Source organism: Brevibacillus thermoruber 423, assembly GCF_000454065.1.
Lineage (GTDB): Bacteria > Bacillota > Bacilli > Brevibacillales > Brevibacillaceae > Brevibacillus > Brevibacillus thermoruber.
The window spans coordinates 533383-549885 of the sequence record NZ_ATNE01000001.1; the positions used below are offsets into that span (position 1 = coordinate 533383).

A 16503-nucleotide genomic window follows, 5' to 3' on the forward strand; every position below is an offset into this window, starting at 1 on the left:
CACTTATGGTGCCCGAAATGGAAACCGCCCTGCCCGCGAAAGCAGTGCGGACAGGGCAGGAAGGAAGCTTTTTTCCGAAAAAACGGTATGGGAAAGAGAGGGTGACGCTGTCCATCACCCCCTCCCAGATTCAGGGTGTTTCCGGCACTTTTTTACAGCACTCGGGCATGTCCGGTGTAAATGTGGCCGCGTTCGGAGTCGACGGTGACGATTTGGCCGTCTTTCAACAGTTCCGTGGCACGCGCGACGCCGACGATCACCGGGACGTTGAGGTTGAGCCCGACAATGGCGGCGTGAGAGGTGAGTCCGCCCTCCTCGGTAATGACCGCCCCCGCCTTTTCAAATGCACCGATCATGTCCGAATCCGTGCCAATCGTCACGAGGATGGTGCCCTCCTGCATCTTCTCCAGCGCTTCCTCCGCCGAGCGGGCGACCGCCACCCGGCCGGTCACCACTTTGCGGCCGATGCCTTGTCCCTTCGCCACAATATCGCCGATGACGTGAATCTTCATCAGGTTGGTGGTGCCCACTTCACGCACCGGCACGCCTGCGGTGATGACCACGAGGTCGCCGTGGCGGACATACCCCGCCTCCAGCGCCTGCTGCACGGACATCTCCAGCATTTCGTCGGTCGTGTTGGCCATCGGCCCGAGCACGGGGTAGACCCCGTTGACGAGCGCGAGGCGGCGCACCACGTCGGCGTGCGGCGTGACGGCGACGATCGGCGCTTTGGGCCGGTATTTGGAGACCATGCGCGCGGTATGGCCGCTCTCCGTCGCCGTGATGACGGCCGCGGCGTCCAGGTCGAGCGCGGCGTTGGCCACGGCCTGGCTGATCGCGTCCGTAATCGTCACCTGCTTTTGCAGCGCCTGGTTGTACAGGATCTCCCGGTAGTTCAGCTCCTGCTCCGCTCTGAGCGCAATCCGGTTCATCGTCTCCACCGACTCCACCGGATACTTGCCGGCCGCCGTTTCGCCGGAGAGCATGATCGCGTCCGTGCCGTCAAAGATGGCGTTGGCCACGTCGCTCGCCTCCGCCCGGGTGGGACGGGGATTGCGCTGCATCGAGTCGAGCATCTGCGTTGCGGTGATGACCGGTTTGCCCAGCTCGTTGCACTTCTTGATCAGCTTTTTCTGTACCAGCGGCACTTCCTCCGCCGGGATTTCCACGCCCAGGTCGCCGCGGGCCACCATCAGGCCGTCGGAAACGGCGAGGATCTCGTCCACGTTGTCCACGCCTTCCTGGTTTTCAATCTTGGCGATGATGTCGATGCGGACGCCGTGGCGTTCCAGGATTTCGCGAATCTCCAGGATGTCGGACGCCTTGCGCACAAACGAGGCGGCGATAAAGTCGACGCCCTGCCGGATGCCGAATTCGATATCCTGCGCGTCCTTTTCCGTAATTCCCGGCAGGTTGATCTTGACGCCCGGCACGTTGACGCCCTTTTTGCTTTTCAACGTGCCGCCGTTCTTGATGCGGCAGACGATCTCATGGCCCTCCACCGCTTCCACGGTCAGGCCGATGAGCCCGTCGTCGATCAGGATGGTGTCGCCCTTCTTCACGTCGCGCGGCAGATCGGCATACGTAATCGATACGCGTTCCGCCGTGCCGGGCACGTCCTCCGTGGTCAGCACGATCGTTCCGCCCTCCTGCAGTTCCACCGCATCCACGGCCAGCAAGCCGGTGCGGATTTCCGGTCCCTTGGTATCCAGCAGGATGGCCACCTGCTTGCCCGTCTCTTCGGCCGCCTGCCGGATGTTGGCGATCCGGGCGGCATGCTCCTCGTGCGAACCGTGGGAAAAGTTGAGCCGGGCCACGTTCATGCCGGCGTGAATCAGTTTTTTCAGCGTCTCGACCGACTCGCTAGCCGGTCCGATGGTACATACGATTTTCGCCTTACGCAGCACTGTGCGTCCCTCCTATGAAACAAGCTGTCATTCCCGCCGCTCTAAATGGACAGGGTGCGCGCCAACTGATAGACGGACAAGTCGAGCTGGTGCTTTTGCGACAACGCTTCCTTGAAATCGACGTCGACGATCTGGTTGTTGCGGATGCCGACCATTCGGTCCCGCTTTCCTTCCAGGAGCAGGTCCACGGCCGCCGCGCCCATGCGGCTGGCCAGCATGCGGTCAAACGCGGTCGGTGAACCGCCCCGCTGGATATGGCCGAGCACGGTCACGCGGGTCTCCCAGCCGGTCCGCTGCTTGATTTCCTCCGCGTAGGTGGCGGCGCTGCCGACGCCTTCCGCCACGATGATGATCGAGTGCTTCTTGCCGCGGCGGTGTCCGGCGTGCAGCCGTTCGATGATGTCGTCCATGTCCTGTTCCGCTTCCGGAATGATGATCGACTCCGCGCCTGCGGCCAGACCGGCCCACAGCGCCAGGTCTCCGGCGTCGCGCCCCATCACCTCGATGATGTAGGTGCGCTCGTGCGAAGTGGCGGTGTCGCGGATTTTGTCGATCGCTTCCACAATCGTATTGAGCGCGGTGTCAAACCCGATGGTGAAATCGGTGCACGGAATGTCGTTGTCGATGGTACCGGGCACGCCGATGGTGGGGATGCCCTTTTCCGTCAGCTTCTGCGCTCCGCGGAAGGAGCCGTCGCCACCGATCACGATCAATCCTTCGATGCCGTGGTTGTGCAGTTGGCGAACCGCCTTCTCCTGGCCTGCCTCCGTCTTGAACTCTTCACTGCGGGCCGAATAGAGGATGGTTCCGCCCCGATGGATGATGTCCCCGACGGATCCCAGCGTCATCTCCTGGATATGGCCGCGCATCAGCCCTTCGTACCCGTGGTACACCCCGTACATCTGCACGCCGTGATAGGCGGCGCGGCGCACGGCGGCGCGAACGGCCGCGTTCATCCCCGGAGAATCCCCGCCGCTGGTCAAAACTGCGATTTTCTGCATGGAAACCACCTCTCCTGTCGTAAACAAAGGCTCAACGACCCTTCTTATCGTCATTAGCATGTCTTGAAACGGAAACAGTATGTGCCAAAACGCGTTTGAAACATGCTGTATCAGTTCCACATTTATATCTGTTACACTCATTGCGGAATATGTGCCATACTTTTTGAAAGATCTGACAAATCCCGCATTCGAATACGATTGTAGCAGATTTCCCGCGCAGAAAAAAGCCAAAAACGCCTCCTCTGGATCAGAGGGAGGCGTAGGCGCCGATCTGTTTGAACTTTTCGTAACGATCCTGTATCAGTTGTTCCGGGCTCAAACGGTCGAGCTGTTCCAATCCTTCCAGCAGCTTCGCCTTGACATGGCTGGCCTGCTGGACCACATCGCGGTGGGCGCCACCAAACGGCTCCTCGATAATCCCGTCGATCACGCCCAGCTCCAAAAGGTCGGGCGCGGTGATCTTCATCGTTTCCGCCGCGCGCATCGCCAGGCTGGCGTCCTTCCAGAGAATGGCCGCCGCCCCCTCCGGCGAAATGACCGAGTAGGTGGAGTTCTCCAGCATGTAGACGCGGTTGCCGACGCCGATGGCCAAGGCGCCGCCGCTGCCGCCTTCGCCGATCACCACGCAGATGATCGGAACGCGGAAGCCCGCCATCTCCCGCAGGTTGCGGGCAATCGCTTCGCTCTGGCCGCGCTCCTCCGCCGCCTTGCCGGGATACGCCCCCGACGTGTTGATGAAGCAGATGATCGGGCGGCCGAACTTGTCCGCCTGCTGCATGATCCGCAGCGCCTTGCGGTAACCTTCCGGATGAGCCATGCCGAAGTTGCGGCTGATGTTTTCCTTGGTGTCTTTTCCTTTCTGGTGGCCGACCACCGTGACCGGACGGCCGTCCAGTTTGGCGATTCCGCCGACAATCGCCAGATCATCGCCGAAACAGCGGTCGCCGTGCACTTCCAGAAAATCCGTAAAGATATGATGAATGTAGTCCAGCGTCGTGGGCCGCTCGGGGTGGCGGGCGATCTGCACGCGCTGCCACGGCGTCAGATTGCCGTAAATCTGCTCGGCCAGATCCTTGGCCTTTTTCTCCAAACGAACGACCTCATCCGAAAAATCGATGCCTTTTTCCTCGGTAAACCTGCGCAGTTCCTTGATCTTTTCCTGCAGTTCCACCAGCGGCTTTTCAAAGGGAAGTTCGCCTGCCATCTCTACACTCCCTCCCGAATCGTGTGCAGCTCGACGAGTTTGGCCAGCGTGGTCCGCATGTCCTTGCGATGCACCACCATGTCGAGCTGTCCGTGCTTCAGCAGGAATTCCGCCGTCTGAAAATCTTTTGGCAGCTCCTGGCGAACCGTCTGCTCAATCACGCGGCGACCGGCAAACCCGATCATCGCGCCCGGTTCGGCGATGTTGTAGTCGCCGAGCGAGGCGAAGCTGGCGGTCACCCCGCCGTATGTCGGGTTGGTGAGCACGGAGATGAACAAGAGCCGCTCCCGGTCCAGCCGGGCCAGCGCCGCGCTCGTCTTGGCCATCTGCATCAGGCTGAGCACGCCTTCCTGCATCCGCGCCCCACCGGACGCGGAGAAGAGGAGAAACGGCAGACGCCGCTCCACGGCCCGCTCGATCGCCCGGGTGATCTTCTCGCCGACGACCGAGCCCATGCTGGCCATCCGAAAGCGGGAGTCCATCACGCCGATGATGATGCGGTTGCCTCCGAGCACGCCCTCGCCGGTGATGACCGCCTCGTTGAGATTGGTGTTTTTCATGTCTTGTTCCAGCTTCTCCAGATAACCGGGAAAGCCGAGCGGATTGGCGGTGATCAGGTCCGCGTCGAACTCCTCGGTCAGCTTCCCGTCATCCAGGAGCGACTGGATGCGCTCGGGAGCGGACATGGGGAAATGGTACTGGCAGCCTTTGCAGACGCGCAGGTTTTTCTCCAGGTCCTTGGAGTAGTGTATGGTCCCGCAGTGCGGGCATTTATTCATCAGTCCCTCGGGAACTTCCTTTTCCTTGGGTCCCGTCACTTTGGCGCCGTCAGCGCCGGCGGGAACGCGCGCAAACGTCTCCGCGGGGACAGTCGCGAACTTTCGCTTCTTCCCGAACAGGTCTTTAAGCACAGTTACACCTCACCTTTCTGGTCAGTGAAGGATCGTGCCGAGTACTTCCTGGACTTCGTGAACTTCGCTTTCGGGCACGAGAATCTCGTACTGCTTCGAAACCTTCGCCTCGCGAACCTTGACCAGGAATCCTTCATCTGTCAAACGTTGCTGTATCCGTTCCGCGATTTTTGCGCTAGGAGCGATGTAGATGACCGTCCACATGCTGGCAACCTCCTTCATCGTCCAAAACAGGTCTGCATCATCATATCACAGCGCCAGCGCTCGTCGCAAATCGGGGGAGGGCGCGGACAAGGCGGGGCGCTCGCCTAGAGCTTGCTGTTTTCCAGGTGCTCCCTCATCCTCTCCACCGCCAGTGCTTCGTCTCCCTCGCGGATGGCTTCCATGATCCGACGGTGCTCCGCCAGCGCGGTGCGGGCCCGGCCTTCGCGTCCCAGCGATTCGCTGCGGACGCTGTCGCTGTACTCGACGAGCGGCGCCCAGATGCGATGCAGGATGGAGTTGCGGCTGGATCGGCAGATGACGCGGTGAAACTGGTAGTCTTCCTCGGTGGGAACCTCGCCGCGCTCCACGCGCTCCTCCGCCGCTTTCAGGATCCGCTCCATCTCTTCAAAGTGCTTGTCTGTGGCGCGCCGGCAGGCCAGCCGCACCGCTTCCAGCTCCAGAATCCGGCGCATCTCGATCAGGTCTTTTTTCGTCTTGTAGTCCCGCAGGATAAAGTAGCCGAGAATGTCAATCAGGCGGTTGTGACGGTAGTGCTTCAAAAAGGTGCCTTCTCCCCGGCGGGTTTCAATCAGTCCCAGCAGTTCCAGGGCCCGAAGCGCCTCCCGGACGGAGGAACGGCCCGCTCCCAACTGTTCGGACAGCTCCCGTTCGGACGGCAGCTTGTCGCCGGGGCGCAAGTTTTTTTCCCGAACGATTTCATGGATCTGCAGCAGAATGCCCTCGTACACTTTTCGCTCTTGCGCAGAATCGAGCACCTTTCCACCCTCCTTATTGACTGTCTACGGCGAAGCACCCTCCCGACCGCTCGCACGGTTGGGAGGGTGTTCATCGTTGTTCCCGTACGGCCGGGATTACGCCTCTTGCAGCGAGATGGCGGCCAGTTTCGCCGTTCTTTCCTTGACCTCTTCGGGATCGACGGAAATGCGGGCCACGCCGCTCTCCATCGCCGCCTTCGCCACCGCAGCCGCCACGTGGGGAGCGACGCGCGGGTCAAACGGCGCCGGAATCACCTTGTCGGCAGACAGCTCTTCCGGCGAGATCAGATCGGCGATGGCGTAAACCGCCGCTCGTTTCATCTCTTCGTTGATGTTGGTGGCGCGGGTATCCAGCGCGCCGCGGAAGATGCCCGGGAACGCCAGGACGTTGTTCACCTGGTTGGGGAAGTCGGAACGGCCCGTGCCGACGACGGCAGCACCCGCCGCTTTTGCTTCCTCCGGCATGATTTCCGGAACCGGGTTGGCCATCGCAAAGATGATCGGATCGCGGTTCATCGACCGGACCATCTCCTGGGTGACGGCGCCGGCCACGGATACGCCGATGAATACGTCGGCGCCCTTCATCGCCTCGGCCAGATCACCCTGCTTTTTGCTGCGGTTGGTGATTTTCGCCATTTCTTCCTTGACCGGGTTCATGCCGAAGGGACGTCCTTCGTACACGATTCCCTTGGTGTCGCACATGATCACGTCTTTGACGCCCATGGACAGGAGCAGCTTGATGATGGCGATGCCGGCCGCTCCGGCCCCGTTGGTCACCACGCGGATGTCCTCCAGCTTTTTGTTCACCACGCGCAGCGCGTTGATCAGACCGGCTGCGGTTACGATGGCCGTGCCGTGCTGGTCGTCGTGGAAAATCGGGATGTTGGTTTCCTTTTTCAGGCGCTCCTCGATTTCAAAGCAGGCGGGTGCGGCGATGTCTTCCAGGTTGACGCCGCCAAACGTGGGCTCCAGCAGCTTCACCGTCTCCACGATCTTGTCCACGTCGGTGGTGTTCAGGCAGATCGGGAAGGCGTCGACGCCGGCAAACGACTTGAACAGGACCGCCTTGCCTTCCATGACCGGCATGGCCGCTTCCGGGCCGATGTTGCCCAGTCCGAGCACGGCGGTGCCGTCGCTGACCACGGCTACCAGGTTGCCTTTCATCGTGTAGTCGTACACCTTGGACACGTCGTCAAAGATCTCCTTGCACGGCTCCGCCACCCCCGGCGAATACGCCAGGCTCAGATCGCGGGCGTTGCGTACGGGCACCTTGGTGACCGCCTCCAGTTTCCCCCTGTGCTTCCGGTGAAGTTCCAGCGCATCCTCTCGCAAATTGGACACAAGTACCACTCCATTTCATGTATGTCTGGTATCGCTTGGTTATCTGTTTCACTTATCTATATCGAACCTAAGTGGTCAGACCACTTTTCTGCGTATGTCCCCATTATAACAAAACCCATTCTCCTGTAAAGCTGCCGAAAACGGCGAAAAAGGGAGGACTTGGTTCATCCTCCCCAGTTTACAGGCAATTCTTTCTGGATTACGCTGTCACTTCCCACAATTGCTCGCGCTTGCTCCAAAAAGGACTCATCAACCTCAACGCGGATCGCGTCCGGCAGGCGAATCGTCTGCTTTTTTCCTTCGTAGTACAGCACGACGGGAATCGTTCCTTTTTTTTCGACAAACAGCCGCTGCAGCCGGTGCAGCGTCGAATCGCGCTCCTGTTCCGGCGCAATTTTGACAAACAGCACCGGTTCCGTCGACGGCCTGGGCAGCGCTTCGGCATCCCACATGCGGGAGGCCAGCAGCTTCACCGCGTCGTCCTGATGATCCACCCGCGCTTCCACGACGACGATCCGCTCCCGCGCCAACAGGCCGGCGTATTTGGCGTACACCTTCGGAAAGACGACCATCTCCACCTGGGCAGTTTTGTCCTCCAGCGTGACGAAAGCCATCGGTTCCCCTTTTTTGGTCTGAATCCGCCGCTCTTCGACGATCATGCCCACCACTTTTACCGTCTGGTCCCGGGCGCACTCGGCCAGCGAAGAGACGGCGTGCACCTCCGGCCGGTTGACCAGGTGGGCGAACTGGTCCAGCGGATGGCCGGACAGGTAGACGCCGAGCAGTTCCCGCTCCTCTTTCAACCGCTGGCTGCGGGAGAACGGGGGCACGTCGGGGTACTCGGACGGCGGACGCGCCGGCTCCGTTCCGTCCTCTCCGGCAAACAGGTTGAGCTGGTCGGCGTCCCGCTCCTGCCGCCTGCCCGTCGCTTTGCCCATCGCCTCGTCCAGCAGCACCATGAGCTGGCTGCGGTGGCCGGGCAGCGAATCCAGCGCGCCGCAGAGGATCAGCGATTCGACCACCCGCCGGTTGACCAGCCTGCCGTCCACCCGGGCGCAGAAGTCAAACAGGTCGCGGTACGGCCGTTTGGCCCGCTCCCGCACGATCGAGTCGATGGCGCCGTAGCCGACGTTTTTGACCGCGGCCAGTCCGAAGCGGATGGCCTCCTGCTCCACGGTAAAGAAGGCCTGGCTCTCGTTGACGTCCGGAGGCAGCACGGTCAGCCGCAGCCGGCGCGCTTCTTCGGTGTACTCGGCAATGCGCGTCTGGCTGCCGATGGACAGCGACAGCAGCGCGGCCATGAAGGCGAGCGGATAGTTGGCCTTCAGGTAGGCCATCTGGTAGGCGATGATCGCGTAGGCGACCGAGTGCGCCTTGTTGAAGCCGTAGTCGGCGAAGCGCACGATCAGGTCGTAGATCTCGTTGCCGAGCCGCTCCCCGTAGCCCTGCTTGACGCAGCCGGCGACGAACTTCTCCCGCTGCTCGGCCAGCAGCTCCCGTTTCTTTTTGCCCACCGCCCGCCGCAAAATGTCCGCTTCTCCCAGGCTGAACCCGGCCAGCTTGGAGGAGATCTGCATGATCTGCTCCTGGTAGATCATGAAGCCGTGCGTTTCTTTCAGGATCGGCTCCAGGTCGGGGTGGGCGTAGTGCACCTGGGTTTCGCCGTGCTTGGCCTGGATGTACTGCGGGATAATCTCCATCGGCCCCGGCCGGTAGAGGGCGAGCACGGCGACGATGTCGGCCAGGCTGGTCGGCTTCAGCTCGCGCAGTACGCTGCGGAACCCCGCCGATTCCAGTTGAAAGATCCCCGTCGTCTCGCCGCGGCTGAGCATCCGGAAGGTCTTGGCGTCGTCGGGGGGAATCCGCTCCAGGTCGAGGTCGATGCCCTGTTCCCGCAGGTGGCGCAGCGTCTCCTGGATGATCGTCAGGTTGCGCAGGCCGAGAAAATCCATCTTCAACAGCCCGATCTCTTCCAGCGCTTCCATCGGGTACTGGGTCAAGGCCAATCCTTCGCTGCCGGTCTGCAGCGGCACGTACTCGGTCAGCGGCTCCGGCGCGATCACCACGCCGGCCGCGTGAGTGGAAGCGTGACGGGGCAGCCCCTCGACGCCCTTGGCCGCCTCGATCAACTGCTTCGCCTGGCTGTTCGTCTCGCACAGCTTGCCCAGCTCGGGATTGAGCTGGAACGCCTTGTCGATGGTCATGCCGGGAGACTGCGGGATCATTTTGGCCACCCGGTCCACCAGGCCAAGCGACAGACCCAGCGCCCGCCCCGCGTCGCGAACGGCCGCCCGGGCCGCCATCGTTCCGAACGTGATGATCTGGGCCACCCGGTCATGCCCGTACTTGTCGGCCACGTAGCGGATCACCTCGTCCCGCCGCTCCACGGAAAAATCGATGTCGATGTCCGGCATCGTCACCCGCTCCGGGTTGAGAAACCGTTCAAACAGCAGGCTGAAGCGGAGCGGATCGACATTGGTGATCTTCAGCGCATAGGCCACCAGGCTGCCCGCCGCCGAACCGCGTCCCGGCCCGGTCGGAATGCCCTGCTCATGGGCGTGGCGCATGAAATCCCAGACGATCAGAAAGTAATCGGTAAAGCCGGTCCGCGTGATGATCGCCAGCTCGTGTTCCAGCCGCTCGCGCACCTCGGGCGTGATTTCCCCGTAGCGCTCGCGGCAGCCCCGTTCGCACAGGTCCCGCAGGAAAGCCGTCGGTTCCTGTCCGGCGGGCAGGGGAAATTTCGGCAAAATGTGCTGGCCAAACGACAGGTGCCACTGGCAGCGCTCGGCAATGGCGGCCGTGTTGGCCAGCGCTTTCGGCGCGTAGGCGAACAGGCGGGCCATCTCGTCGCCGCTTTTCAGGTAGTACTCGTCGGTCTCGTAGCGAAACCGGTTCTCCTCGTCCACCGTCTTGCCCTCGCCGATCGCCAGCAAAATGTCATGCTGCCGGTGCTGTTCCCGGTAGACGTAGTGCACGTTGTTGGTGGCGACGAGCGGAATGCCCGTCTCCTGCCCCAGGCGGAGCAGCCGCTGATTCAGCCTGCGTTCGATCTCCAGCCCGTGGTCCTGCAGCTCCAGGTAAAACCGGTCGGCGCCGAACACCTGCCGATACCAGAGCGCCGCCTGGCGGGCCCCCTCGATATCGCCTGCGAGCAGCAGCCGGGCCACCTCCCCCTCCCGGCAGGCGCTCAGCGCAATCAGCCCTTCGCTGTAGCGGGCCAGCGCCTCCTTGTTCAGCCGGGGGAGGATGAAGTGGCCCTCCGTGTTGGCCAGCGTAGCCAGCTTGAGCAGGTTGCGGTAGCCGCGGTCGTTCTCCGCCAGCAGCACGAGATGGTACGGTGCGGGGGCATTGCGCACGCGATCCTGCAGGTTTCCTTCGATGACGTACGCCTCCATGCCGATGATCGGCTTGATGCCGGCGTCCCGGCAGGCCTTGTAAAACGGCACGGCGCCGTACAGGTTGGCGTGGTCGGTCATCGCCAGGGCCGGCATGCCCAGCTCCACCGCCCGGCGCACCAGTTCCTCGATGCGGGCCGCGCCGTCAAGCAAGCTGTATTCCGTATGCACGTGCAGATGGACAAAGGGGGTCATCGCGTTCCTTCCTCTCTTGTTCCGTCCCGTTGTCGTTTTCTTTCATTATACTCCATCCCGGCCCCGTCGCGGCAGGCGCGGGCTTTACAATCCCTCCCCGCAGGGGTATAGTGAAAGAAAGGGGTTCCCTTGCCGGCAACGGCCGTGGAACGGGAATCAAACGAAAGAGACCGAAGCGTTGCCGCGCTCCGGTCATCGCACAATAGACGTTTCCGCAAAGGGAACGGCCCGTTGGAAGAGGAGTAGGTCGCGGAGCTGTCGGACTCACGCGCGGCCTACTTCTTTTTGTTCGTCAGGAGCAAGACAACTAGGGTACCGAACGTCAGCATCAGACTCAACGCTTGGTATACCGTCATCGCGTCACCCCCTTTCTCGCAGGGATGGGGAGAGCCGCCCTTTGCGAACCGGTGTACTATTGTACAAGAAAATTATACCACAAAACCGGACGGGAACAAACATTCCCCTGTCCGGTTTGCCCGCTTTCGCAAACTTTGGTAGGATAGTACCAGATCGCAGGAGAGGATGAATCCATGCATGTGGTTTGCGACCTATGTAACCGGAGTGCTGGCTTCCCTGGTGGCCAGCGTGTACTACAGCATTACCGCTCGTCAGCGCGGGATGCACCCGCTGGCGTCGCGCATGACCCTGGGCAAGATGAACATGTCGCTCGGCGTGCTGGTCACCCTGCTGGGACTGAACCAGTTGACGTTTGAACCGCTGGACACGATCCGCGTCGTGATCGCCCTCTTGCTCCTGTTTGTCGGCGGCGTCAACCTGTTTCTCGGCACGCGCAACTTCCTCCACTACCGCGCCGCGTGGCAGGCGGAACTGAAAAAAGGCTCGTAGCCGTCTGCGGCCGAGCCTGCCATGGGAACGTTTTTCCTCCGTTCCCATTCATTTTTTCTGGCCAAAATCGTTGTTCCTGCGTATAATGAGCCTGTGTGACATTCTTGCTTCAGACAACCGGAGTGCCAGGTGCCGACGGTTGTCCTTTTTTGTTTGCGCCGCTTTCGCAGCCGCTCCGCTCTTCAGCGCAGGTCTTCCGCCTTGGCCCACATCTCCGGGGGATTCAACTCGTAGATGCCGTTCTCCCGGTACATATAGTGGTTCATCACAAATTCGCGCCGGATCGTGGCGTAATCGTCGTGGAAGCGGCGGATGTACTCGTTGATTTCCCGCTCCTCGTACTTTCGTCCCCGCTCCAGTCCCCGCACCATGTGTTCGAAGACGATCAGCTTTTTCTTCCGCTGCGTCGGGATGTGCTTCAGCCTGCCGTCCGCCGTGAAGAAATGGCGGATCACCTGCATTTTCTCCGCCGCCCACTTCTCGTCCGACTCCTCCATCTCTGCCGCTCCTTCCGTTCCTTTCGCCTTGTCCAGCAGGGTCAGAAGCGCCTGCGATTTGCGCGTCAGATTGGTCTCGTGCAGGGTAAAGTAAATCGTGTTTTTATCCCGCCGCTCATAGACGATCCCGGCCTCGCGCAGCTTTGCCATGTGGTGCGTGATGGTGGGCGGGGTGACGCCCAGCTTGCCGGCCAGCGCTTGGCCGTGCAGCGGACCGTTCGCCAGGAGCGCGACGATGCGCAGACGGGTCGGGTCTCCCAGCGCTTTGTAAAAGGTGACCAGCTTTTCCAGCTGCACGGGAACCCCCTCCTTCCGTTTCTATCGTGTATATCGTGTCCATTACATTAGATGATTGTCTAATCCTAAACATAAGCCGCTTTTTCTCCGCTGTCAATGCGGACCGCGAAACGTCCGGGCCGGTCAGCACGTATATACCAGTAAGAACTGGAAAAAGGATGGTGACGGGATCATGATGTACGTCCTCGGCTCCCTGGCGCTCGGTCTCATCGCCTGTGCCTGGAAGTTCCGCCGCTCCGGCATTCTGCCCGATCGGGATCAGTGTTCCGCGAAGCACTACCAGGAGGAAGCGATGCTGTATGGCGCAACCCACGGAAATTGGCACAGCCCGTGCCCGTAAGCAAAACGGGCGGTGACAGCCAAGCGGCTGCCGCAATACGCAAGGGAAGGTGGACAACCATGCGCAATCAATCCCCCTACCGAATCATTCTGTATATAGGTTATTTCCTGATTGGGCTGCTCGGTTTTTTCGTCGCAGTCGGACTGCTCAACTTTTTTCTGTCTTCGTACAGATAACCTCACCAATTGACATTGTACAGGTCCCGGTGAACAAACGTATATGCGGCCGCGTAAGGAACATACCTGTCCGGGACAGTAGGAGGCGAAAACCGTTGCGTACGCTCATCCATCACAAAAAGCGTCTGTTTGTCTGCTTTTCGCGCTGGGCGCGGCGTCGGCGGCCTGCGCCCTGCTGCTGTGGCACCGCATGCAGACGATGTCGAGCACCAGCTATCTGTGGCTGATCAAACCCAACCTGGCCCTGGCCTGGATTCCGCTGCTGGCGGCGACGGCCATCCGCCTGATCTGGACGGTTCGGCGGCGGCTGACCTGGACGATGCTGCCGTGGGAGCGATCCTCCGCGATTCCCTGCAGGCGCTGGCAGAGCCCGTTGCCGTCCACTTCATCGGGGTGTTCATGCTGTTTGTGACGTGTTCGTACTGGGTGTTTGCCTGCTGTTTCCACATGTCCCGGCCGGACCCGGCCAGCCGTTAGCCTTCCTCGGACACCCTCCGCCTGCAAGCCAAAAAGGCCGTCCGCGGCACTGCCGTCCGGACGACCTTTTTTTCGTGATTCCGATTGATTACCGATCGATGATCTGCGCCGTCACCATCGCCTGGCCCACCTGCTGGTCGCCGTGGTACACGGAGACTTCCACCTTGCCGAAGCGGCGGCTGATGTCCATGAGGCGCGGCCGCACCTCGATCTGGCTCTCCATCTGCACCGGCTTCAAAAAGTAGACGGTGATGTTCTCCGGCACCATGTCCCCGCGCCGGTGCAGGCGCAGCAGGTTGCACGCCGCTTCCACCATGACGGTGGTCATGATGCCGCTGGCGATCGTCCCCAGGTGGTTGGTCATCTGGGGCGTCACTTCCCCTTGGTAGACGAGCTGCTCTCCCTGCCGCTCCTCGCGGAAGTGAGACATGATCAGGTTGGGAAACGTCTCGCTCATCTGCGGCTGCTTGGCCGTGTACTGCAGGGCCTTCAGCACGTCGTTGCGGCTGAGCACGCCGACCAGCTTGCGGTAGTTGTCCACGACCGGCAGCAGTTCGATGCCCTCCCACACCATCAGATGCGCGGAGGAGGCCACGGAGACGCGCGGCGAAGTGGTGATCGGATTTTTTGTCATCACCTTGTCGATCGTCGCTGTCTCCTCGTGGCCGATGATGTCTTTCGACGTGACGATCCCGATCAGCCGCATCTGCTCGTCCACGACGGGAAAGCGGGTGTCCTGATACAGCTCCGTGTACTGGTGCCACTTGGCGACCGTGTCCGTCGGGAGCAGCACGGGCGTCTCCGCCAGCGGTTTCAGGATGTCTTCCACCATGACGATCTCTTTTTTGATCAGCCGATCGTAAATGGCCCGGTTGATCATCGAGGCGACGGTAAACGTGTCATAGCTGGACGAGATGATCGGCAGGGCCAGCCGGTCGGCCAACTGCTTTACTTCTTCGCTGGTGTCGAAGCCGCCGGTAATCAGGACGGCGGCCCCCTGCTGCAGGGCGATTTTGTGCGCCTGGTAGCGGTTCCCCACGATCAGCAGGCTGCCCGCGTCGATGTAGCGCATCATCGCCTCCAACTGCATGGCGCCGATGACGAACTTGTTCAGCGTTTTGTGCAGCCCCTCGCGGCCGCCCACGACGTGGCCGTCGACGATGTTGACCACTTCGGCAAACGTCAGCCGTTCAATGTTCTCCTTTTGCTTTTTCTCGATCCGCACCGTTCCGACGCGCTCGATGGTGCTGACGTAGCCCTGTGTTTCCGCTTCCTTGATCGCCCGGTAGGCGGTGCCTTCGCTCACGTCCAGATCCTTGGCGATCTGGCGCACGGAGATCTTCGTACCGATCGGAAGACGGTCGATATATTGAAGAATCTGCTCGTGTTTGGTTGCCATTCGTTTTGTACCCACCCTCCATCCTTTGCTTCCACGGCGGTACGGATGGCCCCGGCACGCGCTGCCGCCGGGACCGGCCAACCCGGGATGTTCAGGTACTCTCCTGGGTTCACTATACCTGATGGCCGGGTAAAAAAAAAGAGTAGCTTTGCGGCTACTCCGGCAGAAAGTATATCATTAAGGGGGTTTTCATCGTGTCTTTATCTTACCCCGGGAATATTACAGAAAGATTACAGCGGCTTTACAGTTTCGTTTCAGATGGTCATGGCCGGAGAGCAGGACGCATCGCTATCCCCACAAGGCGGCCAACAGCCCCTGCACCAGTCCGATGACGCCTCCGAGGATAAACCCGAGAATGGTGATCATGCGAAACTCCCGTCCGGAAATCCCCACGATCATCTCCTCAATCCGCTCGATCGGGAAGCCCTCCACCTGCCTGGTGACGATGTCGCGGATGGAGAGTTTGTGAAGCAGCCGCTCCACGTTGTGCTCCACCGTCTCCACCATCCAGCGTGCCAGCCGGGGAATCACCTGGCCCGCCACCGTCTCCCTCAGCGGGGACAGCAGATGGCCCAGCGGCTTGTCCAGAAGCCGGACGCCTTGCTCCTCCAGTTTGGCAAAAAGGGCAGACGACCACGCTTCCACCTGCTCCGCTCCGATCCAGTCAAGCACTTCCCGCACGGTTTTGTCCAGCCATTTGTCCGCTTCCTGGCGCAAAAAGCGGTTGAGGCGATCCGCCAGTTCCGGATGGGCCAGCAGGTCGTCCAGGTAGGGCAGCAGCTTGCCGGCGATTTTCTCGTCCGTCAGAAACATGCCGACCAATCCGCCAAACATGCCCCCTCCGCCGAGCAGTCCGCGCAGCATCTGCTGTACCGTCTGCTGACCGTCGGGTGAATGCAGATAGGCGCGGAAACGCTCCAGCAGGAGGCGGCTGACATCCTCCAGCGCCGTGTCGATCCGGGCCATCCCCTCCGCGGGGATCAGCTCGCGCAGCCGCTTCTGTTCATAATGATGAATCAGCTCGTCGACAAACGCCTGCCACCGCAGGTGAAGCGGACGGCGCACGCTTTCGCTTACGCCGCCGTCTTCGGCCAACAGCCCGGGAGCGGCAGCGTGCAGAAACTCACGCAGGGTGCGGCCGTCCGCGCACCATCTGTCGGCCACGCCAGTCAGCCAGGTGTTCAAGGTGTTCTCCATCCCGCTTCGGGCCAGCGCCCGTTTGATGCCCTCGGTGGTCAGCAGGTACTCTTCCACCAGCCGCCCCATATGGACGGCGATCTCATCCCGCCGGCGGGGAATTAATCCGGGCGTAAACGGTACCCGCCACCCGCCGATCTTCCACGGCTTGTGCGGGCGAAACAGCATGCGGATCGCCAACTCGTTTGTCACGCCGCCAATGGCGGAACCGACCGCCACGTTCATCAGCAACACTATCCACGCATTCATCTATGCAAACGCCCTCTCTTTTTCCTCCATGGAACCAAAGTATATGCCTGCTCATAAAATAGACTAACTTCATGTCTGATGGGAAGGG

General features: G+C 61.1%; 15 protein-coding genes. 3 read left to right on the forward strand and 12 right to left on the reverse strand.

Annotated features, from left to right (window positions below; all coding sequences use genetic code 11):
* Positions 1-152 precede the first annotated feature (152 nt).
* The 9 genes from pyk to M516_RS25860 form a co-directional block, all read right to left on the reverse strand.
* Positions 153-1907, reverse strand: a complete 1755-nt coding sequence (gene pyk, locus M516_RS0102530) for a pyruvate kinase (protein ID WP_029097734.1) — start codon at positions 1905-1907, stop codon at positions 153-155.
* Between the two features lie 41 nt (positions 1908-1948).
* Entirely contained in the window at positions 1949-2908 is a 960-nt protein-coding gene (gene pfkA, locus M516_RS0102535; protein ID WP_029097735.1) for a 6-phosphofructokinase, read from the reverse strand.
* A gap of 247 nt (positions 2909-3155) precedes the next feature.
* On the reverse strand, positions 3156-4112 hold the full coding sequence (accA, locus tag M516_RS0102540) for an acetyl-CoA carboxylase carboxyl transferase subunit alpha (protein ID WP_029097736.1): 957 nt from the start codon (positions 4110-4112) through the stop codon (positions 3156-3158).
* Between the two features lie 2 nt (positions 4113-4114).
* Positions 4115-5023, reverse strand: a complete 909-nt coding sequence (accD, locus tag M516_RS0102545; protein WP_029097737.1) for an acetyl-CoA carboxylase, carboxyltransferase subunit beta — start codon at positions 5021-5023, stop codon at positions 4115-4117.
* A gap of 21 nt (positions 5024-5044) precedes the next feature.
* Positions 5045-5227, reverse strand: a complete 183-nt coding sequence (locus tag M516_RS0102550) for a hypothetical protein (RefSeq protein ID WP_029097738.1) — start codon at positions 5225-5227, stop codon at positions 5045-5047.
* 104 nt (positions 5228-5331) lie between these two features.
* On the reverse strand, positions 5332-6003 hold the full coding sequence (locus M516_RS0102555; RefSeq protein WP_029097739.1) for a FadR/GntR family transcriptional regulator: 672 nt from the start codon (positions 6001-6003) through the stop codon (positions 5332-5334).
* A 96-nt stretch (positions 6004-6099) separates the two neighbouring features.
* The gene (gene ystJ / locus M516_RS0102560; RefSeq protein ID WP_029097740.1) at positions 6100-7344 is read right to left on the reverse strand and encodes an NADP-dependent malic enzyme; all 1245 of its coding nucleotides are present in this window, start codon (positions 7342-7344) and stop codon (positions 6100-6102) included.
* A 164-nt stretch (positions 7345-7508) separates the two neighbouring features.
* A complete protein-coding gene (locus M516_RS0102565; RefSeq protein ID WP_029097741.1) occupies positions 7509-10937 on the reverse strand; it encodes a DNA polymerase III subunit alpha in 3429 nt (1142 codons plus the stop codon).
* Between the two features lie 275 nt (positions 10938-11212).
* Complete coding sequence (locus M516_RS25860) at positions 11213-11293, reverse strand: putative holin-like toxin (protein WP_255309754.1); 81 nt, start codon at positions 11291-11293, stop codon at positions 11213-11215.
* Between the two features lie 178 nt (positions 11294-11471).
* Between M516_RS25860 and M516_RS0102575 the strand changes: the two genes are divergently transcribed.
* Positions 11472-11783 carry a YtpI family protein gene (locus tag M516_RS0102575; RefSeq protein WP_029097742.1) on the forward strand — a complete coding sequence of 104 codons (312 nt, stop codon included), beginning with the start codon at positions 11472-11474 and terminating at the stop codon, positions 11781-11783.
* 182 nt (positions 11784-11965) lie between these two features.
* Here M516_RS0102575 and M516_RS0102580 read toward each other — a convergent pair whose 3' ends face one another.
* Positions 11966-12577, reverse strand: a complete 612-nt coding sequence (locus M516_RS0102580; protein ID WP_029097743.1) for a DUF2087 domain-containing protein — start codon at positions 12575-12577, stop codon at positions 11966-11968.
* Between the two features lie 172 nt (positions 12578-12749).
* Here M516_RS0102580 and M516_RS25405 point away from each other — a divergent pair, with 172 nt between their 5' ends.
* Both M516_RS25405 and M516_RS25100 read left to right on the forward strand, forming a co-directional pair.
* The gene (locus M516_RS25405; RefSeq protein WP_156110532.1) at positions 12750-12917 is read left to right on the forward strand and encodes a hypothetical protein; all 168 of its coding nucleotides are present in this window, start codon (positions 12750-12752) and stop codon (positions 12915-12917) included.
* A 395-nt stretch (positions 12918-13312) separates the two neighbouring features.
* Complete coding sequence (locus tag M516_RS25100; RefSeq protein ID WP_152523331.1) at positions 13313-13570, forward strand: hypothetical protein; 258 nt, start codon at positions 13313-13315, stop codon at positions 13568-13570.
* An 88-nt stretch (positions 13571-13658) separates the two neighbouring features.
* Here M516_RS25100 and M516_RS0102600 read toward each other — a convergent pair whose 3' ends face one another.
* Positions 13659-14969, reverse strand: coding sequence for a DRTGG domain-containing protein (locus M516_RS0102600; RefSeq protein WP_029097744.1), 1311 nt, complete (start codon positions 14967-14969; stop codon positions 13659-13661).
* A 288-nt stretch (positions 14970-15257) separates the two neighbouring features.
* The gene (locus M516_RS0102605) at positions 15258-16415 is read right to left on the reverse strand and encodes a DUF445 domain-containing protein (protein ID WP_029097745.1); all 1158 of its coding nucleotides are present in this window, start codon (positions 16413-16415) and stop codon (positions 15258-15260) included.
* Positions 16416-16503: the final 88 nt, after the last annotated feature.

Bases quoted from the DNA above. Each gene is read 5' to 3' on its own strand.
- M516_RS0102550 (WP_029097738.1), bottom strand. From the start codon at position 5,227: ATGTGGACGGTCATCTACATCGCTCCTAGCGCAAAAATCGCGGAACGG.
- M516_RS25405 (WP_156110532.1), top strand. From the start codon at position 12,750: ATGATGTACGTCCTCGGCTCCCTGGCGCTCGGTCTCATCGCCTGTGCC.
- accA (WP_029097736.1), bottom strand. From the start codon at position 4,112: ATGGCAGGCGAACTTCCCTTTGAAAAGCCGCTGGTGGAACTGCAGGAA.
- M516_RS25860 (WP_255309754.1), bottom strand. From the start codon at position 11,293: ATGACGGTATACCAAGCGTTGAGTCTGATGCTGACGTTCGGTACCCTA.
- pfkA (WP_029097735.1), bottom strand. From the start codon at position 2,908: ATGCAGAAAATCGCAGTTTTGACCAGCGGCGGGGATTCTCCGGGGATG.
- M516_RS0102605 (WP_029097745.1), bottom strand. From the start codon at position 16,415: ATGAATGCGTGGATAGTGTTGCTGATGAACGTGGCGGTCGGTTCCGCC.
- M516_RS0102600 (WP_029097744.1), bottom strand. From the start codon at position 14,969: ATGGCAACCAAACACGAGCAGATTCTTCAATATATCGACCGTCTTCCG.
- M516_RS0102565 (WP_029097741.1), bottom strand. From the start codon at position 10,937: ATGACCCCCTTTGTCCATCTGCACGTGCATACGGAATACAGCTTGCTT.
- M516_RS0102575 (WP_029097742.1), top strand. From the start codon at position 11,472: ATGTGGTTTGCGACCTATGTAACCGGAGTGCTGGCTTCCCTGGTGGCC.